The organism is Streptococcus parasanguinis (assembly GCF_001074805.1).
In the GTDB taxonomy this organism is placed as follows: Bacteria; Bacillota; Bacilli; order Lactobacillales; family Streptococcaceae; genus Streptococcus; species Streptococcus parasanguinis_A.
This window is the reverse complement of sequence record NZ_JUPI01000037.1, coordinates 1-21,538: the sequence shown is the minus strand read 5'-3', so window position 1 is coordinate 21,538 and position 21,538 is coordinate 1. Positions and strand designations below refer to the sequence as shown.

The 21,538-nt window shown below is 40.7% G+C and carries 22 protein-coding genes and 1 pseudogene; 14 read left to right on the top strand and 9 right to left on the bottom strand.

Translation table 11 applies throughout. From position 1 onward, the window contains the following. Nucleotides 1-119 precede the first annotated feature (119 nt). Together ADI76_RS11875 and ADI76_RS02645 are read right to left on the bottom strand one after the other, a co-directional pair. Nucleotides 120-233, bottom strand: a pseudogene (locus tag ADI76_RS11875) (IS30 family transposase); the annotation flags it as partial. A 128-nt stretch (nt 234-361) separates the two neighbouring features. Then, nucleotides 362-1,717: an aspartate kinase gene (locus ADI76_RS02645; RefSeq protein WP_049514566.1), complete on the bottom strand. Its 1,356-nt coding sequence runs from the start codon at nt 1,715-1,717 to the stop codon at nt 362-364. Nucleotides 1,718-1,957: 240 nt separating this feature from the next. Here ADI76_RS02645 and ADI76_RS02640 point away from each other — a divergent pair, with 240 nt between their 5' ends. The 13 genes from ADI76_RS02640 (at nt 1,958) to ADI76_RS02580 (ending at nt 12,626) form a co-directional block, all read left to right on the top strand. Next, the gene (locus tag ADI76_RS02640; protein WP_049514564.1) at nt 1,958-2,749 is read left to right on the top strand and encodes an enoyl-CoA hydratase; all 792 of its coding nucleotides are present in this window, start codon (nt 1,958-1,960) and stop codon (nt 2,747-2,749) included. Between the two features lie 96 nt (nt 2,750-2,845). Further along, nucleotides 2,846-3,280, top strand: a complete 435-nt coding sequence (locus tag ADI76_RS02635) for a MarR family winged helix-turn-helix transcriptional regulator (RefSeq protein WP_009732277.1) — start codon at nt 2,846-2,848, stop codon at nt 3,278-3,280. Then, nucleotides 3,280-4,254, top strand: coding sequence for a beta-ketoacyl-ACP synthase III (locus ADI76_RS02630; RefSeq protein ID WP_049514562.1), 975 nt, complete (start codon nt 3,280-3,282; stop codon nt 4,252-4,254). Before ADI76_RS02635 ends, ADI76_RS02630 begins: the two co-directional genes overlap by 1 nt. A 58-nt stretch (nt 4,255-4,312) precedes the next feature. After that, nucleotides 4,313-4,537 carry an acyl carrier protein gene (locus ADI76_RS02625; protein WP_003003892.1) on the top strand — a complete coding sequence of 75 codons (225 nt, stop codon included), beginning with the start codon at nt 4,313-4,315 and terminating at the stop codon, nt 4,535-4,537. A gap of 114 nt (nt 4,538-4,651) precedes the next feature. Next, a complete protein-coding gene (fabK, locus tag ADI76_RS02620; protein ID WP_037608323.1) occupies nt 4,652-5,617 on the top strand; it encodes an enoyl-[acyl-carrier-protein] reductase FabK in 966 nt (321 codons plus the stop codon). A gap of 22 nt (nt 5,618-5,639) precedes the next feature. Then, nucleotides 5,640-6,560 carry an ACP S-malonyltransferase gene (gene fabD / locus ADI76_RS02615; protein WP_003010459.1) on the top strand — a complete coding sequence of 307 codons (921 nt, stop codon included), beginning with the start codon at nt 5,640-5,642 and terminating at the stop codon, nt 6,558-6,560. Nucleotides 6,561-6,572: 12 nt separating this feature from the next. Further along, nucleotides 6,573-7,307, top strand: coding sequence for a 3-oxoacyl-[acyl-carrier-protein] reductase (gene fabG, locus ADI76_RS02610; RefSeq protein ID WP_003010456.1), 735 nt, complete (start codon nt 6,573-6,575; stop codon nt 7,305-7,307). 61 nt (nt 7,308-7,368) lie between these two features. Continuing rightward, nucleotides 7,369-8,601 (top strand): beta-ketoacyl-ACP synthase II, encoded by a 1,233-nt coding sequence (fabF, locus tag ADI76_RS02605; RefSeq protein WP_049514560.1) that lies wholly within the window; start codon nt 7,369-7,371, stop codon nt 8,599-8,601. A gap of 3 nt (nt 8,602-8,604) precedes the next feature. Then, nucleotides 8,605-9,093 carry an acetyl-CoA carboxylase biotin carboxyl carrier protein gene (gene accB, locus ADI76_RS02600; protein WP_049482591.1) on the top strand — a complete coding sequence of 163 codons (489 nt, stop codon included), beginning with the start codon at nt 8,605-8,607 and terminating at the stop codon, nt 9,091-9,093. Further along, a complete protein-coding gene (fabZ, locus tag ADI76_RS02595; protein WP_049490988.1) occupies nt 9,090-9,515 on the top strand; it encodes a 3-hydroxyacyl-ACP dehydratase FabZ in 426 nt (141 codons plus the stop codon). Before accB ends, fabZ begins: the two co-directional genes overlap by 4 nt. Before the next feature lie 13 nt (nt 9,516-9,528). Continuing rightward, on the top strand, nt 9,529-10,893 hold the full coding sequence (locus ADI76_RS02590) for an acetyl-CoA carboxylase biotin carboxylase subunit (RefSeq protein WP_049514557.1): 1,365 nt from the start codon (nt 9,529-9,531) through the stop codon (nt 10,891-10,893). A 103-nt stretch (nt 10,894-10,996) separates the two neighbouring features. Continuing rightward, entirely contained in the window at nt 10,997-11,863 is an 867-nt protein-coding gene (gene accD, locus ADI76_RS02585) for an acetyl-CoA carboxylase, carboxyltransferase subunit beta (RefSeq protein ID WP_003003810.1), read from the top strand. Then, nucleotides 11,856-12,626, top strand: a complete 771-nt coding sequence (locus ADI76_RS02580; protein WP_049514555.1) for an acetyl-CoA carboxylase carboxyl transferase subunit alpha — start codon at nt 11,856-11,858, stop codon at nt 12,624-12,626. Before accD ends, ADI76_RS02580 begins: the two co-directional genes overlap by 8 nt. A gap of 43 nt (nt 12,627-12,669) precedes the next feature. On the opposite strand, the gene serS is transcribed toward ADI76_RS02580, so the two are convergent. From serS to ADI76_RS02545, 7 genes are all read right to left on the bottom strand, one after another. After that, nucleotides 12,670-13,947 carry a serine--tRNA ligase gene (gene serS / locus ADI76_RS02575; RefSeq protein WP_049514553.1) on the bottom strand — a complete coding sequence of 426 codons (1,278 nt, stop codon included), beginning with the start codon at nt 13,945-13,947 and terminating at the stop codon, nt 12,670-12,672. A 217-nt stretch (nt 13,948-14,164) separates the two neighbouring features. After that, nucleotides 14,165-14,533 (bottom strand): DUF956 family protein, encoded by a 369-nt coding sequence (locus ADI76_RS02570; RefSeq protein WP_049514552.1) that lies wholly within the window; start codon nt 14,531-14,533, stop codon nt 14,165-14,167. Nucleotides 14,534-14,613: 80 nt separating this feature from the next. Next, nucleotides 14,614-15,525 (bottom strand): PTS system mannose/fructose/sorbose family transporter subunit IID, encoded by a 912-nt coding sequence (locus tag ADI76_RS02565; protein ID WP_003010435.1) that lies wholly within the window; start codon nt 15,523-15,525, stop codon nt 14,614-14,616. Between the two features lie 18 nt (nt 15,526-15,543). Further along, a complete protein-coding gene (locus ADI76_RS02560) occupies nt 15,544-16,347 on the bottom strand; it encodes a PTS mannose/fructose/sorbose transporter subunit IIC (RefSeq protein ID WP_048789380.1) in 804 nt (267 codons plus the stop codon). Between the two features lie 27 nt (nt 16,348-16,374). Further along, nucleotides 16,375-17,364, bottom strand: coding sequence for a PTS sugar transporter subunit IIB (locus ADI76_RS02555; protein WP_003010431.1), 990 nt, complete (start codon nt 17,362-17,364; stop codon nt 16,375-16,377). A gap of 373 nt (nt 17,365-17,737) precedes the next feature. Continuing rightward, complete coding sequence (gene adhP, locus ADI76_RS02550; protein ID WP_049474386.1) at nt 17,738-18,760, bottom strand: alcohol dehydrogenase AdhP; 1,023 nt, start codon at nt 18,758-18,760, stop codon at nt 17,738-17,740. Between the two features lie 191 nt (nt 18,761-18,951). Beyond that, on the bottom strand, nt 18,952-19,764 hold the full coding sequence (locus ADI76_RS02545) for a Cof-type HAD-IIB family hydrolase (RefSeq protein ID WP_049514549.1): 813 nt from the start codon (nt 19,762-19,764) through the stop codon (nt 18,952-18,954). A gap of 175 nt (nt 19,765-19,939) precedes the next feature. Between ADI76_RS02545 and ADI76_RS02540 the strand changes: the two genes are divergently transcribed. Then, entirely contained in the window at nt 19,940-21,361 is a 1,422-nt protein-coding gene (locus ADI76_RS02540; RefSeq protein ID WP_049514546.1) for an NCS2 family permease, read from the top strand. Nucleotides 21,362-21,538 lie beyond the last annotated feature (177 nt).

The following is a 21,538-nucleotide window of genomic DNA, read 5'->3' as shown; positions in this document are numbered from 1 at the left end:
TCAGTTGGTAGTAGCGCATGACTGTTAATCATGATGTCGTAGGTTCGAGTCCTACTGGCGGAGTATAGGAATTAGACCAGTGGGCTGGTCTTTTTTATTTTCTTTTTTTTCAAAACCTATATTGTCTGTTTTGATCTGCCAAGTGAATTCACAATATCTGAAACTTTTATGTTTTCTTGATAGTATGCCTCTATCATTACAAGCTCGTTTGTGGTAAGATGAGTATGGGTCATTTATGTTAGTTCCTTTCAGACAAATGTGGTGTTTATCTGAGCCTAACATAAATAGCTTTTTCTGTCTAACTTAATTTTATAAATTGGGAAATATAAAAGCTCCGTTTTATAACGGAGCTTTTATACATTTAGTTATTTGGGAAAAATGCATTATATAAGGCTTTAATGGCTTTTTCTTCTTGATCTTTACTTACAACGAACATAATAGAAACCTCACTAGATCCTTGAGAAATCATTTGAATATTAATTTCATTTTCTGACAGTGCCTTAGCTGCAGTTGCGGTAACCCCTACTTGGCTTTTCATTTTTTCACCAACAATCATAATGATTGAAAGATCATGTTCAATTTCAGCTGTGTCAACTTCGAGTTTTTGTGTTAATTGTTTCAGAATTTCTTGTTCTTTGATCGGAGTCAGTTCACGTGAACGCAAAATGATAGACAAGTCATCGATTCCAGTTGGCATATGTTCCCAACTAATATTGAGATCTTCTAAAATTTGAAGGACTTTTCGACCAAAACCGATTTCGCGGTTCATGAGGTATTTGGTAGTGTTGATACTAACGAATCCTGAATCACCTGCAATCCCTACAACAGTCACATGATCATTTGAATGTTCCAAAACAATTCGGGTTCCTGGGTGGTCTGGGTTATTTGTATTTTTAATGACTAATGGGATTTTACCTCTGTATGCTGGAACGAGTGCCTCATCATGTAAGACTGAAAAACCGGCATAGGCTAATTCACGCATTTCCTTGTAAGTTAATTCAGGAATTGAATGTGGGTGTTTAATAATACCTGGATGTGCTGCAAAGATACCATTTACATCTGTATAGTTTTCGTATAAGTCTGCTTTCACGCCAGCTGCAATGATAGATCCTGTGATGTCAGAACCACCACGAGAAAATGTACAAATGTCCCCATCTTGGGTAACACCAAAGAACCCTGGAATGACAATTACTTCACTTGCATCTTTTAGTTCTTCAATTTTATCGTAACTAGAAGGTAAAATACGAGCGTTGGAAGGTTCTGCGGTGACTGTGATTCCTGCTTCTTTTGGATGGATATATTTTGCTTCTAATCCATTTTGATTAAAATAGGCAGCTATGAGTTTAGCGTTGTTGTTTTCACCGGCTGCCAAAAATGCATCGTATGTAAATGGATTTCCTTTTTTAGGCAAATTTGTCAGATCATAGATATCTTCAGCAATTTCTTGAATGATAGAATCTTTGAGACCCAATTCTTCTGTAATGGCACGATAACGCTCAATAATCCACTGTTGTGTTTGCGTAACATCTTTATCTGAAGTGAATTCTTTATAATAACGGATCAGTGCATCTGTTACTTTTGTATCTTCTGCATTTCGCTTACCAGGAGCTGATACAACTACAAATTTTCTTTCTGGATCATCTTTAATGATATTAAGTACTTTTTTTAATTGTGGAGCGGATGCTAGAGAACTTCCACCGAATTTAGTTACTTTCATATTTTCTCCTTAATAGTTTCATTAGTACATTATACCAAACTTCAGTTGTTGATACAATGTATTTATAAATAGGGCATAGAATAGGTGGATCTTATGAGGCTAGAAATTGTCATGATTTAAATTTTACAATTTTGTTACATCTTATAGATATATTTTACTATTCTTATTTTTTATGGTATGATATGTTATAATTAAAAAGTTTTAATATCAAAATATTTTATATTTAAACAAAAGGAGTCTGTGATGTTTGAAACAATTTTGTATTCTGTCGAAAACGATCTCGCGTCAATTTCTTTAAATCGTCCTGAAGTTTCCAATGGTTTTAACATTCCAATGTGTCAGGAAATTTTAGCTGCCTTGGAAGATGCAGAAAAAAATGAGGAAGTGAAATTCATTATTCTATCAGCAGAAGGGAAAATCTTTTCAGTTGGTGGAGATTTGAGTGAAATGAAACGCGCAGTCGATGCAGATGACATCGAGTCTCTTGTTTTAATTGCTGAATTAGTTAATACTATTTCTAAGAAAATTAAGCAATTACCTAAGCCGGTTATTATGGTAGCTGATGGAGCAGTTGCAGGAGCGGCGGCCAACATAGCAGTAGCTGTTGATTTTTGTATTATTAGTGATCGTACTAAATTTATTCAAGCCTTTGTTGGGGTTGGTTTAGCACCAGATGCGGGTGGATTATTCTTATTAGGAAAAGCTATTGGTATGTCTCGGGCTACTCATTTAGTAATGACGGGTGAAGCTTTGACCGCAGAAAAAGCATTGGAATATGGCCTAGTTTACCGCGTTTGTGAATCTGAAAAACTTGAGAAAACGGTTGATCAATTGCTTAAAAAATTAAGAAGAGGATCTTCAAATTCTTATGCTGCCATGAAAGAAATGGTTTGGGAAGCCTTCTTGAAAGAATGGGACCAATATGCGAATCTTGAATTAAATTTGCAAAAGAAACTAGCATTTACAGAAGATTTTAAAGAGGGGGTTATTGCCTACTCTGAAAAGCGTCGGCCACAATTTAAAGGAAAATAAATTTGTATTTTTTCTATGTTTTATGAAAAAATGCTTGCAAATTATTTTCATTTTTGATAAAATTTGACTATCAAAGTAAAATTAGGAGGTGGAGTTTTGAATTACCAATTAGTTAATGACTATTTAACATCCATCTTTAATAATGTTTTGGTTATCGAGGAGACGAGCCTAAGAGCAAGTCGATTCAAAGATGTTTCTATTAAAGAAATGCATACGATCGATGTGATTGGTTCGACACCGAATGCAACCCCGAGTGATATTTCACGGGAGTTGATGGTGACTTTGGGGACTGTCACGACAAGTTTGAATAATCTTGAGCGCAAAGGGTATATCGAAAGAAGAAGATCGGAAGTTGATCGCCGGGTTGTACACTTGAGTTTAACGAAGAACGGTCGTCTACTTTATCGTCTTCATCAGCAATTCCATAAACGGATGGTCAACCAGATTATTGGAGATATGAGTCCCGAAGAGAAGAAAGTGATGCAAAAAGGATTGCAAAATCTGTATCGTTTCTTGGAGGAAATTAAATAATGGTCTTTGCTAAAATTAGTCAAGTTGCTCATTATGCACCTGACCAAGTCGTATCAAATGATGATTTGGCTGAGATCATGGATACAAGTGATGAATGGATCAGTAGTCGGACAGGTATCCTTCGGCGTCACATTTCAAAAGATGAGACGACAAGTGATCTAGCAACAATTGTTGCACAAAGATTATTAGCAAAAGCAAACTTAGATGCTGAGGAAATTGATTTCATCGTTGTTGCTACGATTACTCCAGACAGCTTAATGCCATCAACTGCAGCCCGAGTACAAGCTAATATTGGAGCTTCTCGAGCTTTTGCATTTGATCTGACTGCAGCATGTAGCGGATTTGTATTTGCATTAGCCACTGCTGAAAAATACATTTCTTCAGGAATGTATCGGCGAGGAATTGTGATCGGTAGTGAGACGCTTTCAAAAGTATTAGACTGGTCAGACCGTTCCACTTCAGTCCTTTTTGGAGATGGAGCTGGTGGTGTCTTGCTTGAAGCGAGCGATCAAAATTCGTTTTTGGCTGAGAATCTTTTTACGGATGGTAGCCGAGGTGCTAGTCTTGAGTCTTGCTATTTGGGTCTGTCTTCCCCTTATTCAGATGACGTTTCTGATCGAAGATATCTGACAATGGACGGACGGGCAGTTTTTGATTTTGCCATTCGTGATGTCACGAAAAGTATTCAAAAAATTATAGCAGACGCCTCTATGGAAGCAGAAGAGATTGACTATTTTCTGTTACACCAGGCGAATGACCGAATGTTAGATAAGATGTCAAAAAAACTGGGTGTCTCTAGAGAGAAAATCCCAGCAAATATGATGGAATATGGGAACACTAGTGCTGCTAGTATCCCCATTCTGTTATCGGAGTGTGTCGAGAATCATCGAATCAAGATGGATGGAAGTCAAAAAATTCTTCTGACAGGATTCGGTGGAGGTTTGACATGGGGCACACTTCTTGTTACAATCTAGTTAAACATGTGGAAACACATTTTAAAAATTTATATATTATTTTTTAAGGAGGCCTATCATGGCAGTATTTGAAAAAGTACAAGAAATTATCGTTGAAGAACTTGGTAAAGAACCATCAGAAGTAACTCTTGAATCTACATTCGAAGATTTAGAAGCAGATTCATTGGATTTGTTCCAAGTTATCTCTGAAATTGAAGATGCTTTTGACATCCAAATCGAAACTGAAGAAGGATTGTCTACAGTTGGTGACCTTGTCGCTTACGTAGAAGAAAAAACAAAATAATGATAGATGAGAGTATCGAAAGATATTCTCTCTTGTTTAGGTAATAGTTTGAGGCTCAAAGAAACAATCTTTTAAACTCAAACTATTACTTAAGCGAAAAAAGAGGTAGGTATAATGCAAACACGAATTACTGAACTATTGAATATTAAATATCCAATCTTCCAAGGTGGTATGGCCTGGGTTGCTGATGGAGACTTGGCTGGAGCCGTTTCAAATGCTGGTGGACTCGGAATTATTGGTGGTGGTAATGCCCCTAAAGAAGTGGTAAAAGCTAATATTGATAGAGTAAAACAAATCACTGACAAACCATTCGGTGTTAATATCATGCTTTTGTCACCATTTGCAGATGACATCGTCGACCTCGTTATCGAAGAGGGTGTTAAGGTTGTTACAACAGGTGCCGGAAACCCAGGTAAATATATGGAGCGTTTCCACGAAGCTGGAATTACAGTAATCCCAGTTATTCCATCGGTAGCACTTGCTAAACGTATGGAAAAACTTGGAGCTGATGCTGTTGTCGCAGAAGGTATGGAAGCTGGTGGTCACATTGGTAAATTGACAACCATGGCACTTGTTCGCCAGGTTGCGGATGCGGTATCTATCCCAGTTATTGGTGCTGGTGGTGTTGCAGATGGACGTGGTATGGCTGCTGTTCTTATGCTTGGAGCAGAAGCTGTTCAGGTTGGTACTCGTTTCGCTGTTGCTAAGGAATCTAATGCACACCAAAACTTCAAAGATAAGATTTTGAAGGCTAAAGATATTGATACTGTTATTTCAGCCTCAGTTGTTGGACACCCAGTTCGTGCGATTAAGAATAAATTGGCTACAGAATATAACCAAGCTGAAAAAGATTTCTTGGCTGGTAAGAAGACTCAAGAGGAAATTGAAGAGCTTGGTGCAGGTGCCCTTCGTAACGCTGTTGTTGATGGAGATGTGGAATATGGTTCAGTTATGGCTGGACAAATTGCAGGTCTTGTTCGTAAAGAAGAAACATGTGCAGAAATCTTGGAAGACCTTTACACAGGTGCTGCCAAGGTGATTAAAGAAGAAGCTGCTCGTTGGGCAGATGTAAACGTCTAAAAACGTCGAAAGGATTAGGATAGTGACAAAACGTGCGTTCTTATTTGCTGGTCAAGGGGCTCAGAAATTGGGCATGGCGAGCGATTTGTATGCGGCTTATCCCGTTGTTAAAGAGACATTTGATACGGCTAGTCGTATTCTAGGCTATGATTTGCGTGAATTGATTGATTCTAACGAAGAAAAACTGAATCAGACACGCTATACTCAACCAGCTATTTTGACAACGTCAGTAGCCATTTATCGTCTCTTAGTAGAAAATGGTATCACTCCTGATATTGTTGCCGGTCTCTCTTTGGGGGAATATTCTGCCCTGGTTGCGGCTGGAGCTCTTTCGTTTGAAGATGCAGTAGCTTTGGTTGCGAAACGAGGTGAATTCATGGAAACGGCAGCTCCCGCTGGAAGTGGGAAAATGGTTGCTGTTATGAATACAGACCCAAGTTTGATCGAGGAGATTTGTCAACAAGCATCCGAAAAGGGTGTAGTAACACCAGCTAACTACAATACGCCAGCACAAATTGTGATTGGTGGTGAGGTTGCGGCTGTGGACTATGCTGTGGAACTATTGCAGGAAGCAGGTGCCAAACGCTTGATCCCTTTGAATGTGTCAGGTCCATTCCACACAGCCTTACTGGAATCTGCTAGTCAAAAATTGGCGGCTGAACTAGAAAAAGTATCATTTAATGATTTTGATCTTCCTTTAGTTGGGAATACAGAAGCTACTATCATGAAGTCAGAAGATGTGAAAGCACTTTTGGCCCGTCAAGTAAAAGAACCGGTTCGTTTCTATGATTCAATTGCTACGATTCAAGAATTTGGTGTAGATGAGGTCATCGAAATTGGACCTGGAAAAGTCTTGTCAGGATTCTTGAAGAAAATTGATAAAACTCTTCCAACTCATAACGTCGAAGATCAGGCTAGTCTAGATGCACTTCTGAATGCTTAAAACGAGGTAAAGATGGAACTTAAAAATAAAAATGTTTTTGTAACAGGTTCAACACGCGGAATTGGATTGGCTGTGGCTCATAAATTTGCGAGTCTCGGTGCTAATGTTGTCCTAAATGGACGTTCTGAAATTTCTGAGGACTTGCTTGCGCAGTTTGCTGACTATGGTGTGACTGTTGTTGGTATTTCTGGGGATATTTCTAATGGCGAAGATGCGCAACGTATGGTAGCTGAAGCAATTGAAAAGCTTGGAAGTGTTGATGTTTTGGTCAATAACGCTGGCATCACAAACGACAAGTTGATGTTGAAAATGACTGAAGAAGATTTTGAACGGGTCTTGAAAATCAACTTGACAGGTGCCTTTAATATGACTCAAGCTGTCTTAAAACCGATGTCTAAAGCTCGTCAAGGGGCCATTATCAACATGTCCTCTGTTGTTGGTCTAATGGGGAATATCGGTCAAGCGAACTATGCGGCTTCAAAAGCTGGTTTGATTGGTTTCACTAAATCAGTAGCGCGTGAAGTTGCGGCTCGTGGCGTTCGTGTGAATGCCATTGCACCTGGTTTCATTGAATCAGATATGACTGATGCTATTCCAGAGAAAATGAAAGATGCCATGCTAGCTCAAGTGCCAATGAAACGAATTGGTCAAGCTGAAGAAGTGGCAGAAGTTGCGGCTTTCTTAGCAGGTCAAGAATATTTAACTGGTCAAACAATTGCCATTGATGGCGGAATGACTATGCAATAATGAATGCTCACTGATCGAAAATCACTTACTTAAATATCCATCCGACAAAAGGAGAATATATATGTCTACAAATCGTGTTGTTGTTACAGGTTACGGTGTAACCTCACCAATCGGAAATACACCAGAGGAGTTCTGGAATAGCCTTCATGAAGGAAAAATTGGAATCAAGCCCATTACGAAATTTGATGCTTCTGAAATTCCAGTCTTTAATGCTGGTGAAATTCAAGATTTCCCATTCGATAAATATTTTGTAAAAAAAGATCAAAATCGTATGGATACTTACTCATTGTATGCAATCTATGCTGCGATGGAAGCTATTGAAAATTCAGGCTTGAACATGGAAGAAGAAGACCTCGATCGTGTAGGTGTGATTGTATCATCTGGTATCGGTGGTTTGCAAGAATTGGAAGATCAAATTATCCGGATGCATGAACGTGGGATGAAGAGAATCCAACCAATGTTTATTCCAAAAGCTCTTTCAAACATGGGTGCTGGAAATATCGCACTTAAGATTGGGGCTCAAGGGGTATGTAAATCCGTGACAACAGCTTGTGCTTCTGCCAATGATGCAATTGGTGAAGCTTTCCGTGAAATTAAATTTGGTATGCATGATGTTGTTTTGGCAGGTGGTGCTGAAGCTTCGATTACTAAGATTGGTATCGGTGGTTTCAATGCCCTTACGGCCCTTTCAACAACGGAAGACCCAGAACGCTCATCTATTCCATTTGACAAAGACCGCAATGGTTTTGTGATGGGGGAAGGTGCAGGGGTTCTTGTCATCGAAAGTTTGGAACATGCCCAAAAACGTGGTGCTAATATTTTAGCTGAAATAGTTGGTTACGGTTCAAACTGTGATGCCTACCATATGACAACACCGACACCAGATGGTTCAGGTGCTGCTAAAGCGATTAAATTAGCGATCAATGAAGCGGGTATCAAGCCTGAAGATGTCGATTATGTCAATGCGCATGGTACATCTACACCTGCTAATGAGAAAGGTGAAAGCGGAGCTATTGTTTCTGTACTTGGTAAAGAAGTTCCTGTATCATCTACTAAATCATTTACAGGACACTTGTTAGGTGCTGCTGGTGCGGTTGAAGCGATTGCTACCATCGAAGCGATTCGTCATAGCTTTGTACCAAAAACGGCTGGTACTAAAGAATTGTCTGACTATATCGAAGCAAACGTTGTTTATGGTGAAGGTCAAGAAGCGGATATTCAGTACGCTATCTCAAATACCTTTGGTTTTGGAGGACACAATGCTGTTCTGGCCTTTAAACGTTGGGAGGGTTAATTCATGAATATTTCTGAAATCAAAGATTTGTTGGCTCAATTTGATGCGTCAACTTTGCGTGAATTCTCATATAAAAATAATGGCGAAGAATTGAATTTGAGTAAAAACCAAACGAGTTCAGTTGCGGCTACACCGGTTGCTCCTGCAGTTGAAGTGGTAGCAACTCCTCAAACTCCTGTAGTAGCCCCTGTTGTTGAAGCACCAGCAACCCCAGCTGTAGCGGCTGAACCAGTTGCTGCTCCAGCTCAGGCTGCAGAAGGTGATGTGGTTGAAAGTCCATTGGTTGGGGTGGCTTACTTGTCGCCAGCTCCGGATAAACCAGCCTTTGTATCTGTAGGAGATAAGGTCACTAAGGGTCAAACACTCTTGATTATCGAAGCCATGAAAGTGATGAATGAAGTCCCAGCACCAAAAGATGGGGTAGTCACTGAAATTTTGGTAACGAATGAAGAAATGGTTGAATTTGGAAAAGGATTGGTTCGAATCAAATGACAATTGATATTAATGCTATTCGTGAGGCTTTGCCGCATCGTTACCCAATGCTTTTGGTGGATCGCGTTATAGAAACAAGCGAAGATACGATTGTTGCCATTAAAAACGTGACAATTAATGAACCATTTTTTAATGGACATTTTCCACAATATCCTGTTATGCCAGGTGTTCTCATCATGGAAGCTTTGGCACAAACAGCAGGTGTATTAGAGTTGTCAAAACCTGAAAATAAAGGGAAATTAGTCTTTTATGCAGGGATGGACAAGGTGAAGTTTAAAAAACAAGTCGTTCCAGGAGATCAACTGGTGATGACAGCTACTTTTGTCAAACGTCGTGGAACCATTGCTGTTGTTGAAGCGAAAGCAGAGGTAGACGGTAAGCTTGCAGCTTCAGGGACACTTACTTTTGCAATTGGAAATTAAGAAAGGCCTATCTATGTTTCGTAAGATCTTAATCGCCAATCGTGGTGAGATTGCAGTGCGCATTATTCGTGCGGCTCGTGAACTTGGCATCGAGACGGTTGCGGTGTATTCTACTGCTGATAAAGAAGCCTTGCATACCTTACTAGCGGATGAAGCAGTCTGTATTGGACCTGCTAAATCAACAGAATCTTATTTGAATATGAGTGCTGTCTTGTCTGCAGCTGTTCTAACAGGTGCAGAAGCTATCCACCCTGGTTTTGGATTTTTAAGTGAAAACTCAAAATTTGCGACCATGTGTGAGGAAGTGGGCATTAAGTTTATTGGTCCTTCTGCTAAAGTCATGGATATGATGGGGGATAAGATTAATGCTCGTAAACAGATGATCAAAGCAGGAGTGCCTGTTATTCCTGGATCAGATGGTGAAGTGTATACTGCTGAAGAAGCCCTCGAGATTGCAGAGCGTATTGGTTACCCTGTGATGTTGAAAGCATCTGCAGGAGGCGGTGGTAAAGGAATTCGGAAGGTTGAAAAACCAGAAGATTTGGTTGCTGCTTTTGAATCTGCTTCCTCAGAAGCTCAAGCTGCTTTTGGGAATGGTGCCATGTATATGGAGCGGGTGATTTATCCGGCACGCCACATTGAAGTACAGATTTTAGCGGATCAGCATGGACATGTCATTCACTTAGGTGAACGCGATTGCTCTCTTCAACGAAATAACCAAAAAGTTTTAGAAGAATCCCCTTCAATTGCTATTGGAAAAACTCTTCGTAATCAAATTGGTTCTGCTGCTGTTCGTGCTGCTGAATCAGTTGGGTATGAGAATGCTGGAACGATTGAATTCTTGTATGATGAAGGCAAGGGTGAGTTCTACTTTATGGAAATGAATACCCGTGTGCAAGTAGAGCATCCTGTCACGGAATTTGTAACAGGAGTTGATATCGTTAAGGAACAGATTAAAATCGCAGCTGGCCAAGAATTATTCGTTACTCAAGAGGATATTGTCATTAAAGGTCATGCGATTGAATGCCGGATCAATGCGGAAAATCCTTCCTTTAACTTTGCACCAAGCCCAGGTAAGATCACTAATCTCTATCTTCCAAGTGGTGGGGTTGGCTTGCGTGTGGATTCTGCTGTGTATCCTGGTTATACGATTCCACCATACTATGATAGTATGATTGCCAAGATCATTGTCCATGGTGAAAATCGCTTTGATGCACTGATGAAAATGCAGCGTGCTCTTTATGAGTTGGAAATCGATGGTGTCACAACCAATAGCAGTTTCCAGTTGGATTTGATTTCAGATTCACATGTGATCGCTGGTGATTATGACACTGCATTTTTGATGGAACAATTCCTTCCAAATTATAATAAGGAATGATGAAAAAGCCTGGACTTGTGAGGGAAGTATGAACATCATCTTCACAGTTTCAGGCTTTTATAGTAATGCTTCAGATACTGTAGCATATTATAAGGAGTAAGTAATGGCATTATTTTCTAAAAAAGATAAATATATTCGGATCAATCCGAATAGGTCAGCCTGGAAGGAGCCTCAGCCAAAACCTGAAGTTCCTGATGAACTATTTTCACAATGCCCAGGTTGTAAACATACCATTTACCAAAAGGATTTAGGTAGTGAACGAGTATGCCCGAATTGTGGCTATACCTTCCGTATTTCTGCTAAAGAACGCTTGGCGTTGACAGTGGATCCAGCTAGCTTTGAAGAAATGTTTACAGGAATCGAAACAACAGATCCTTTGAATTTCCCAAATTATAAGAAGAAATTAGCAGCAGTGCGGGAAATGACAGGGCTGGATGAAGCTGTCCTGACTGGAACTGCCTTGATTAAAGGGCAAAAAGTTGCGCTTGGGATCATGGATTCCAACTTTATCATGGCTTCAATGGGTTCTGTAGTAGGTGAAAAAATTACTCGTTTATTTGAATTTGCGACAAAAGAAAAATTGCCAGTTGTTCTCTTTACCGCTTCTGGTGGCGCTCGGATGCAAGAAGGAATCGTGAGTTTGATGCAAATGGCGAAAATTTCTGCAGCTGTTCAACGTCATTCCAAAGAAAAATTGTTCTATTTGACGGTATTGACAGATCCGACAACTGGTGGGGTGACAGCCTCATTTGCTATGGAAGGTGATATTATCATGGCAGAGAGTCAAGCCTTGGTTGGTTTTGCCGGTCGGCGCGTGATCGAATCAACTGTGCGTGAAAAATTGCCAGATGATTTCCAAAAAGCAGAATTTCTACAAGAACATGGATTTGTAGACTTGATCGTGGAGAGAAGCCAAATCCGAGCAACAGTTGGACAATTATTGGCCCTTCATGGAGGTAAACATGAGTAAAATAACACAGATTATTAAAGAGGCACGTGACCAAGGAAGATTGACTGCGCTTGATTTTGCTCAAGGAATTTTTGATGATTTTATCGAATTACATGGAGATCGAAACTTCCGTGATGATGGTGCGGTGATTGGTGGAATTGGACGCTTAGGCGATCAAACGGTTACAGTCGTTGGAATCCAAAAAGGAAAAAATCTTCAAGATAATCTAAAACGTAATTTTGGGCAACCACATCCAGAAGGCTATCGAAAAGCTTTGCGCCTCATGAAGCAAGCAGAGAAATTTGGCCGTCCAGTTGTGACCTTTATCAATACAGCGGGTGCTTATCCTGGTGTTGGTGCTGAAGAACGAGGACAAGGTGAAGCCATTGCTCGCAACCTCATGGAAATGAGTGATTTAAAAGTTCCGATTATCGCGATTATCATCGGAGAAGGTGGCTCTGGTGGTGCCTTGGCTCTTGCTGTAGCAGATAAGGTTTGGATGCTTGAGAACTCCATCTATGCAGTCTTGAGTCCAGAAGGTTTCGCCTCTATTCTTTGGAAAGATGGAAGTCGTGCCATGGAAGCAGCAGAGTTGATGAAGATTACTTCTCACGAATTATTAAATATGGAAATTGTCGATAAGGTGATTCCCGAGCATGGATTTTCAAATGGAGAACTACTGGCTAACGTGAAGAAGGAATTACAGGAAGAGTTAAAGGTTTTACAAGCCTTGCCTCTCGAAAATCTTCTGGAGCAACGCTACCAACGTTTTCGTAAATATTAAAAAAACTGAGCTTGCAATTTGCAAGACTCAGTTTTTTTAAACTTTATTTTGGTGCGATGACTTCTGCGCCACCCATGTATGGGCGAAGGACTTCTGGAATGGTCACAGAACCGTCTTCGTTTTGGTAGTTTTCAAGAATAGCAGCGACGGTACGTCCAACAGCCAATCCAGAACCATTCAAAGTGTGAAGAAGTTTGACTTTACCATCTGCTTCGTCACGGTAGCGGATTTGCGCACGACGAGCTTGGAAATCTTCTGTATTGGAACAGCTTGAGATTTCACGGTAGGTATTTTGTGCTGGAATCCATACTTCCAAGTCATAAGTCTTAGCAGCTGAGAAGCCCATGTCTCCTGTTGAGAGAGCTACTACACGGTATGGAAGGTTCAGTTTTTGAAGGATATTTTCAGCATTGACAACCATTTTTTCCAATTCATCATATGATTCTTCTGGTTTAGCAAACTTCACCATTTCAACCTTATGGAATTGGTGCAAACGGATCAAGCCACGAGTATCACGACCAGCTGAACCAGCTTCTGAACGGAAAGATGGACTCATAGCGGTGAAGTAGATTGGAAGGTCTTTCCCATCAAGAATTTCATCGCGGTAGTAGTTTGTCAAAGGAACTTCAGCTGTTGGAATGAGGACATAATTGGTATCGCTAAGTTCAAAAGTATCTTCCTTGAATTTTGGATACTGACCAGTACCAAACATAGAATCATGGTTGACCATGTAAGGAGGGATGACTTCAGTGTAGCCTTCCTTACCATGTTCGTCCAACATGAAGTTGTAGATAGCGCGTTCTAAGCGAGCTCCAAGTCCTTTGTAGAAGAGGAAACGAGCACCAGTGACTTTAGCCCCTCGTTCCCAGTCAAGGATATCAAGGTCTTCTCCTAAATCCCAGTGAGCTTTTGGTTCGAATCCAAATTCGCGCGGTGTTCCCCAACGACGAACCTCAACGTTGTCATCCTCATCTGCTCCAACAGGGACACTATCAGCTGGGATATTTGGAAGGGTAGTAGTGAATTCAGTTAATTTGGTATCGATTTCAGCCAATTCTGTATCCAATGCTTTGACTTCTGCAGAGAGGGTTTGCATGGCAGCAATCTTATCATCTGCATTTTCCTTGTTGCGCTTAGCTTGTGCGATTTCAGCAGATACAGTATTACGCTCTGCTTTGAGATTTTCTACTTTGACTAAGATATCTCGACGTTTGGCATCGATTTCTTTCATTTCATTCAAAATAGCTGCATCTACGCCACGTGTTGCCAATTTTTTAGCAACCGCATCAAAGTCTGTACGAATTCGTTTAATATCTAACATAGCTTCTCCTTTAACAAAAAACACACCTGTTACAGTGTTGGAGTGGCAGAGCCACGGTTCCATCCAACTTCACAGGTGTGCACTTGATTCAATATTGTATTTTAAAGAAACGGTAGAATTTCAATTAAGATTTCTATCTGCTCGCAGCAACCGCAGACTTTCTGAAAGAACCTCTTAACTTACTTATCCGTTTGCGTCTATTATACAAGAAAAGATCCTATTTTGCAAATAGATTTTTAATTTTAGCCGTGATGATTTGGATCAACGTAGGAAGTTTGACAATTTTATCATTTCCCAGATGTTCCCGAGCAATCTTTAAAATTTTTCCAGAGTCTTTTGAAGCAAAGAGAAATTTTGATTCTCTGGTATAGATTTCAAAATGGCGGCTAATTTTACGTCCGGATACATTGGCTCCGATTCGCTCGATTTCTTTCCAGGGAATTTGGATGTAGTCTTCAACATTAGCATCCGCATAAAATTCAAAAGCGGCATTCCCGACTAGGATTTTACCAACCTTTCCCCCCACTCCAAGGTAAGAAACCCCTGTAGTATGGAATTCAACGGTTTTATTCAATGATTGAGCCATGAGATCCTCCTGTATTGCTGTTCACTCCATTATATCATAATAAAAAGAAGGCCGAAACCTTCTTTTTAGTTGATCTTTGCTTACATCAAGCCAGCAACGTGTGCTAATACACCGATTACAAAGAGAGCGATGATGATAGTGATTGGAGATACTTTTTTCTTCAACAACCACATACAAGCAAAAGTAAGAAGCAATCCCATCAAACCAGGAATCAATGAATCCAAGTTTTGTTGGAAAGTTGTAACTTTTTCAGGTGTTTGAGATAGGCCTGAACCAACTTGAGCGAAGGCTTCTTGGATACCCTTGTATCCTTCAGGAAGTTTATCCCAGTGGATATAAGCTTTGTCGTCTAATTTGACAGAAGAAACATTAAAGATGAATTTAATAGATACCCAACGTTCTACCAAGACAGCAAGGATGAACATCCCGAGGATAGAAGCTCCTTTGGTGATGTCTTGCAAGATCCCACCAGACATATCTTTGGTAATTTCAGAACCTGCTTTATAGCCAAGTTCTTGCGTATACCACAAGAAGGCCATACGAATCGCATTCCATGCGATAAAGAAGATGAGTGGGCCAAGGATGTTACCAGACGCAGCAAGTGATGCACCAAGAGCCCCAAGAATTGGACGTACTGTAAACCAGAATACTGGATCTCCGATACCCGCCAAAGGACCCATCATACCAATTTTAACCCCTTGGATGGCAGCATCGTCAATCGCAGCACCGTTTGCTCTTTCTTCTTCAAGAGCAAGTGTTACCCCGATGATAGGAGCGGCAACGTATGGGTGAGTGTTGAAGAATTCCATGTGACGTTCAAGAGCAGCCGCTTGGTCTTCTTTCTTCGTGTAGAGTTTTTTGATAGCTGGGATCAATGAGTAAGCCCAACCCAAGTTTTGCATGCGTTCATAGTTCCAAGAACCTTGCAAGAAGGTTGAACGCCACCAAACTTTTTGACGATCTGATTTAGATAATTGTAATTTTTCAGTCATGATAGTGTCACACCTTTCTTAATAGTCTTCGAGAATGTCGCCAATTGGATCGTTAGAAGTAGCGGCACCGCCACCTCCATTGCCACCTTTCTTAGAAAGAGTAAGGTAGATCAAGGCAAGGGCAACACCGATTGCTCCAAGAGCGATCAAAGTTAATTGGCTAACGGCTGCAAGAGCAAAACCGATGGCAAAGAATGGCCATACTTCACGGCTCGCCATCATGTTGATAACCATGGCATAACCAACGGCTACAACCATACCACCACCGATTTGCATTCCATCAGAGAGCCATTTTGGCATTTGTTCAAGAGCAGTTTTGACAGTTTCAGCAGGAATCATCAACAAGAGGGCTGCAGGAATGGCGATACGAAGACCTTGAAGAAGAAGGGCCACAAAGTGAGCGCGTTCTACACCTTTGATATCCCCTTTTCTAGCAGCAGCGTCGGCAGTGTGAACCAAACCAACGGAAAGGGTACGGACGATCATGGTCAAGAAAAGACCAGCAACTGCAAGTGGAATAGCGACACCTTGAGCGACAGCGATTCCTTTTGTACTGAAGTCTCCCCCAAGTACCATGATGATGGCAGCAGCGACAGATGCAAGGGCAGCATCGGGTGCAACTGCGGCACCAATGTTTGCCCACCCAAGTGCAATAAATTGAAGTGAACCACCAAGCATAATGCCAGCAGTCAAATTACCTGTTACCAAACCGATTAAGGTACAAGCAACAAGGGGTTGGTGGAATTGGAATTGGTCAAGGATACCTTCAAGACCTGCTAAGAAGGCAACAACGACCACTAATACCATAGAAATAATAGACATGTTTAAAATCCTTTCGTAAGTAATCGATTATTGAACGTTAGCTTTGTTAATTAAGTCAAACAAATCTTTCTTAGAGTCATTTGGCACTTTACGGACGTCAAATTCTACTCCAAGATCACGCATTTTTTCAAATGTAGCCACGTCATCTTTATCCATTGATAACACATTGTTAACCATGGTTTTACCAGTTGAGTGGGCCATTGAACCAACGTTCAAGGTTTTAATCGGAACACCACCTTCGATGGCGCGAAGAGCATCTTGAGGTGTTTCAAATAAGATCAAAGCATGGGTATTTCCAAAACGTGGATCTTTAGCAACGTCGATCAATTTTTGAATTGGGACAACGTTTGCTTTCACACCATTTGGTGCCGCTTGTTTGATCAATTCCTTACGGAGTTCATCTTTGGCAACAGAATCTGAAGCAACAATGATCCGATCGGCTTTTGAATCAGGTGTCCAAGCAGTTGCGACTTGTCCATGAAGAAGACGTGTATCTAAGCGGGCAAGGTTAATCTTGAGTTTTCCATCTCCGATAACCGTTCCTTCTGGAATAGCAGCTTGGGCTACAGGAGCAGCAGCGGCTGTACTAGCTTCTTCAACAGGATTCAATTCTTCTGGAAGGGCTTTGACACCGTCTTTTGCTTCCTTGATGATGTTTGCAGCGACTTGATCAACGCCGGCATTTGCATCCATCAACCGTTCTGTATAAGCTTGAATCAACATCGGAAGGTTCAATCCTGTGATGATCGCAAATTTACGATCTGGATTTTCTCCCATGACGCGACTTGCTTGGTTAAATGGAGAACCACTCCAAAGGTCAGCCAAAACCAAGACTTCATCTTCTGCATCAAATGCGGCAACAGCTGCATTAAATTTAGCATAGAGATCATCCGGGCCTTCACTTGGCATGAACGTAACCACTTGAACTTTCTCTTGATCCCCAAAGATCATCGAGCCGGATTGGTGGATTCCAGCTGCAAATTCACCGTGGCTAGCAATAATGATACCAATACTCATTATTGACATTCCTCCTTATAAAATTTGTTTGACTTTCAGTTTAAGAAAACTTTAAGCTACTTTATTATAAATCGTTTCCACACTTAAGTCAATTTTTCTATCAAAATCTCGATGTAAAAACATTGATTTATTATATTAAATTATCGTTAGATAGAAAAAGAATGCTCTTGAATGAATTTTGTTTATTACTTGTTGATGCTTAAAAAATCAATAATAGATATGTTTTATAGGATTTTGTTCTCAATGAAAAGATTCCGAGAATCAAACGATATTCTCGAAAACAAAAATAAATATATAATAAATTGTAAATAAGAGTGATTGAGAGCACTCAAAAAGACTAGCCCAACTGGGCTAGTCCTGTAGGTTCAGTTGTTTAGTTTGTAAAGTCAAGTACCATACGTCCTTGAATGGTTCCAGCTTCCATTTCGTCAAAGACTTTGACAGCATCTTCTACTGGACGTTTTTGAACGATAGGGACTACCAAGCCTTCTGCTCCAAATTGGAAAGCTTCTTCCAAGTCTTTACGAGTTCCTACAAGAGAACCAATGACTTGGATACCATCTAATACAGTTTTCACAATGCTGAGGTCCATCATTTCAGAAGGAAGACCAACTGCGACCACGCGGCCACCTGCACGAACAGAATCTACTGCTTGGTTGAAAGCTACTTTAGAAACAGCTGTTACGACAGCAGAGTGAGCTCCACCATTTGTTTTTTCTTTGATCAATCCTGGGACATCATCAACTTCGCGACCGTTGATGACAAAGTCTGCACCAACTTCTTTCGCCAATTCTAGTTTATCATTGTTGATATCGACAGCGATGACATGTGCGTTGAAGACTTTCTTAGCATATTGAACAGCCAAGTTTCCTAGTCCACCAGCTCCATAGATAACGATCCATTGTCCTGGTTCAGCTTTGGCTTCTTTGATGGCTTTGTAAGTTGTAACACCTGCACAGGTAATAGAAGAAGCTTGGGCTGGATCTAATCCTTCAGGTACTTTCACTGCGTAATCTGCAGTAACGATACATTGTTCAGCCATTCCTCCATCAACAGAGTAACCAGCATTTTTTACAGTACGGCAAAGGGTTTCACGACCAGTTGTACAGTATTCACAAGTTCCACATCCTTCGAAGAACCATGCGACACTGACACGATCCCCAACTTTTAGGCTCTTAACATCTGGAGCAACTTCTTTAACAATACCGATTCCTTCGTGTCCAAGAACACGGCCTGGAACTTTACCGAAGTCTCCATGAGCAACGTGCAAGTCAGTGTGGCAGACACCACAGTATTCGATTTGAACAAGAGCTTCCCCTGTTTCCAGTGGACGCATGTCTTTGTTTGCAACGATTTCAACACCAGTACCTTCTGGATTAACAACAACAGCTTTCATTTTGTTCCTCCTTAAGTGAACGAGAAGCGATTTAGCATTTTTTTGAAAACGCTTCTTTAATAACTATGTTAATAATATCACAAACTTATCTATTGAACAATAAAAAAATGGAAAAAAAGAAGGGTATTGATTAACCGATTAAGGATTTGGCGAAGAAAAAGACATGAGGGGATAACTCATGTCTGTTCCTATTATAAGAATAATTGAATGAGTTGACGCGCGACCCCGTCTTCGTTATTGGTGAAATCTGTGATGGAGTCTGCATAAGGGAGGAGGACGGAGCTAGCATTTTTCATGGCGTATCCATGGCCAGCAAGAGCTAGCATCTCAGTATCATTGTGCTCGTCCCCAAAGGCAATCAAATCCTTCTGGTCCATATTGAGTTTATCTAGAAGGTAGGTCAGAGCAGATGCTTTGGTCACATTTTTGGGATTGCATTCCAGAATATTTAAGGGACCACCCCAAGTATTGATAGACAGATTGTAGTCATAATGACGATTCATTTCATCTGCCAGAGCATATTTGTCTTCCGCTTTCGTTTGAAAGAGAATACAGTTTGGGTCGCTCGTTACCCGCTCGGGATTGAATTGATTTTCTGGTTGGAAAGATTCAATCCCGAATAATTTAGGATCTGCAACGTGCTCATTTGGATCGGTAATAAAGAATTTATTGCGGTATTCGCCTGCTATAAAGTCCGCTTGGATAGTGTCTCGGTTTGCGACCATATCTAACAGGTATTTTTTATCTAAAGTCAAACATTGTTCATCTGCCCATTTTTTCTCAGGTAGATGCGTAAGGGAGCCGTTAAAATTGATCATCGGAGTATCTAGCTCTAGTTGTTTGTAATAGGTATGTGCCATACGGTAGGGGCGGCCTGTTGTAATAATAACTTTATGGCCAAGAGCACTAATTTTTTTTATCGTATCAATGGTAAAGTCGCTCAATTTGCTTTCGGAATTTAAGAGAGTGCCGTCTAGATCTAGAGCGATCATCTTTTTATGCATATTTCAGTTCCTTTCGAGAAGAATGAGACCATTATATCAGAAAAATCGGAAAAGCGCTCAAAAATCGAGAAGAGAAGTAGGATTTCTTGAAAGGCGAAAGATCTTTTGGTAAAATAAAAATAACGTTCGCAAATTGATTGGGAGCGAGAATGATGAAAAAGGAGTTTATTCTGAAATGGATAAGTTTTTTAAACTTTCAGAACATGGAACCACTGTTCGAACAGAGGTTCTTGCTGGTTTGACAACCTTTTTTGCGATGAGTTATATCCTCTTCGTAAACCCTCAAATGTTGTCACAAACAGGTATGCCAGCTCAAGGAGTCTTCCTTGCAACGATTATTGGATCCGTTGTCGGGACCTTGATGATGGCTTTTTATGCCAATTTACCTTATGCACAAGCACCTGGGATGGGCTTGAATGCCTTCTTTACCTTTACCGTTGTATTTGGTATGGGCTACTCATGGCAGGAAGCTTTGGGAATGGTCTTCATTTGTGGTGTGATTTCATTGATTATCACATTGACAAAAGTTCGGAAGATGATCATCGAATCGATTCCGACTGCTCTTCGCTCTGCTATTTCAGCGGGGATCGGGATTTTCTTGGCCTATGTTGGGATTAAGAATGCAGGATTTTTAAAATTCACGATTGACCCTCATACTTATACAGTGGTCGGGGAAGGAGCAGATAAGGCGAATGCAACGATCTCAGCCAATGCATCTGCTGTTCCTGGATTGGTTGATTTTAACAATCCGGCGGTCCTCTTGGCTCTTGTTGGTCTTGCAATTACTATTTTCTTTGTTGTCAAAGGGATTAAGGGAGGGATTATCCTTTCTATCTTAGTAACGACTGTGCTTGGAATTCTCATCCATGTTGTTGATATCACTAAAATTGACTTTGCAAGTAACCATCTAGGAGCTGCCTTTAATGATTTAGGCACGATCTTTGGTCAAGCTTTGGGATCGAAAGGATTGGGTTCGTTGATTTCCAATACGTCTCGTTTACCTGAGACCTTAATGGCAATTTTAGCCTTCTCTTTGACTGATATTTTTGATACAATTGGAACTTTAATCGGTACGGGTGAAAAAGTTGGGATTGTTGCGACAAATGGGGAAAACCATCAATCAGCGAAATTAGATAAGGCCCTCTATTCAGACCTTGTAGCGACTTCAGTCGGAGCCATTGCAGGAACTTCAAACGTAACGACTTATGTTGAATCTGCAGCCGGTATTGGAGCTGGTGGACGAACTGGTCTGACAGCCTTGGTTGTAGCGATCTGTTTTGCTATTTCAAGTCTCTTTAGTCCTTTGTTGGCGATTGTACCGACCGCTGCTACAGCTCCAATTTTGATTGTTGTTGGGATCATGATGTTGAGTGGCTTGAAAAATATCCATTGGGAAGATATGTCAGAAGCAGTTCCTGCCTTCTTCACCTCTATCTTTATGGGCTTCAGCTACTCGATTACTCAAGGGATCGCTGCTGGATTTATCACCTATAGCTTAGTGAAAGTGGTTAAAGGAGAAGCCAAAGAAGTGCACAGCATGATCTGGATCCTAGATGTTCTCTTTATTTTAAACTACGTGAGCATGGCCTTGAATTAAGCATCAAGAAAGTGCCAAAAAGGAATGGGAGTTGTCTCCCATTCCTTTCAGATTGAAGACAAAGTTATACCAAAAACATTCCTTAGGTGAGTACGGACGTCAGCGAACTTCTTTGAAGTTCCATGACTAATTATTGAGCCTAAGGTCTCAATAATTCCGAGTGCCTGAAACGTTATT

Excerpts from the sequence above, each read along its gene's own strand:
- ADI76_RS02645 (WP_049514566.1), bottom strand. The coding sequence starts at position 1,717 with ATGAAAGTAACTAAATTCGGTGGAAGTTCTCTAGCATCCGCTCCACAA.
- ADI76_RS02630 (WP_049514562.1), top strand. The coding sequence starts at position 3,280 with ATGGTCTTTGCTAAAATTAGTCAAGTTGCTCATTATGCACCTGACCAA.
- ADI76_RS02625 (WP_003003892.1), top strand. The coding sequence starts at position 4,313 with ATGGCAGTATTTGAAAAAGTACAAGAAATTATCGTTGAAGAACTTGGT.
- fabK (WP_037608323.1), top strand. The coding sequence starts at position 4,652 with ATGCAAACACGAATTACTGAACTATTGAATATTAAATATCCAATCTTC.
- fabG (WP_003010456.1), top strand. The coding sequence starts at position 6,573 with ATGGAACTTAAAAATAAAAATGTTTTTGTAACAGGTTCAACACGCGGA.
- fabF (WP_049514560.1), top strand. The coding sequence starts at position 7,369 with ATGTCTACAAATCGTGTTGTTGTTACAGGTTACGGTGTAACCTCACCA.
- accB (WP_049482591.1), top strand. The coding sequence starts at position 8,605 with ATGAATATTTCTGAAATCAAAGATTTGTTGGCTCAATTTGATGCGTCA.
- fabZ (WP_049490988.1), top strand. The coding sequence starts at position 9,090 with ATGACAATTGATATTAATGCTATTCGTGAGGCTTTGCCGCATCGTTAC.
- ADI76_RS02590 (WP_049514557.1), top strand. The coding sequence starts at position 9,529 with ATGTTTCGTAAGATCTTAATCGCCAATCGTGGTGAGATTGCAGTGCGC.
- accD (WP_003003810.1), top strand. The coding sequence starts at position 10,997 with ATGGCATTATTTTCTAAAAAAGATAAATATATTCGGATCAATCCGAAT.
- ADI76_RS02580 (WP_049514555.1), top strand. The coding sequence starts at position 11,856 with ATGAGTAAAATAACACAGATTATTAAAGAGGCACGTGACCAAGGAAGA.
- serS (WP_049514553.1), bottom strand. The coding sequence starts at position 13,947 with ATGTTAGATATTAAACGAATTCGTACAGACTTTGATGCGGTTGCTAAA.
- ADI76_RS02570 (WP_049514552.1), bottom strand. The coding sequence starts at position 14,533 with ATGGCTCAATCATTGAATAAAACCGTTGAATTCCATACTACAGGGGTT.
- ADI76_RS02565 (WP_003010435.1), bottom strand. The coding sequence starts at position 15,525 with ATGACTGAAAAATTACAATTATCTAAATCAGATCGTCAAAAAGTTTGG.
- ADI76_RS02560 (WP_048789380.1), bottom strand. The coding sequence starts at position 16,347 with ATGTCTATTATTTCTATGGTATTAGTGGTCGTTGTTGCCTTCTTAGCA.
- ADI76_RS02555 (WP_003010431.1), bottom strand. The coding sequence starts at position 17,364 with ATGAGTATTGGTATCATTATTGCTAGCCACGGTGAATTTGCAGCTGGA.
- adhP (WP_049474386.1), bottom strand. The coding sequence starts at position 18,760 with ATGAAAGCTGTTGTTGTTAATCCAGAAGGTACTGGTGTTGAAATCGTT.
- ADI76_RS02545 (WP_049514549.1), bottom strand. The coding sequence starts at position 19,764 with ATGCATAAAAAGATGATCGCTCTAGATCTAGACGGCACTCTCTTAAAT.
- ADI76_RS02540 (WP_049514546.1), top strand. The coding sequence starts at position 19,940 with ATGGATAAGTTTTTTAAACTTTCAGAACATGGAACCACTGTTCGAACA.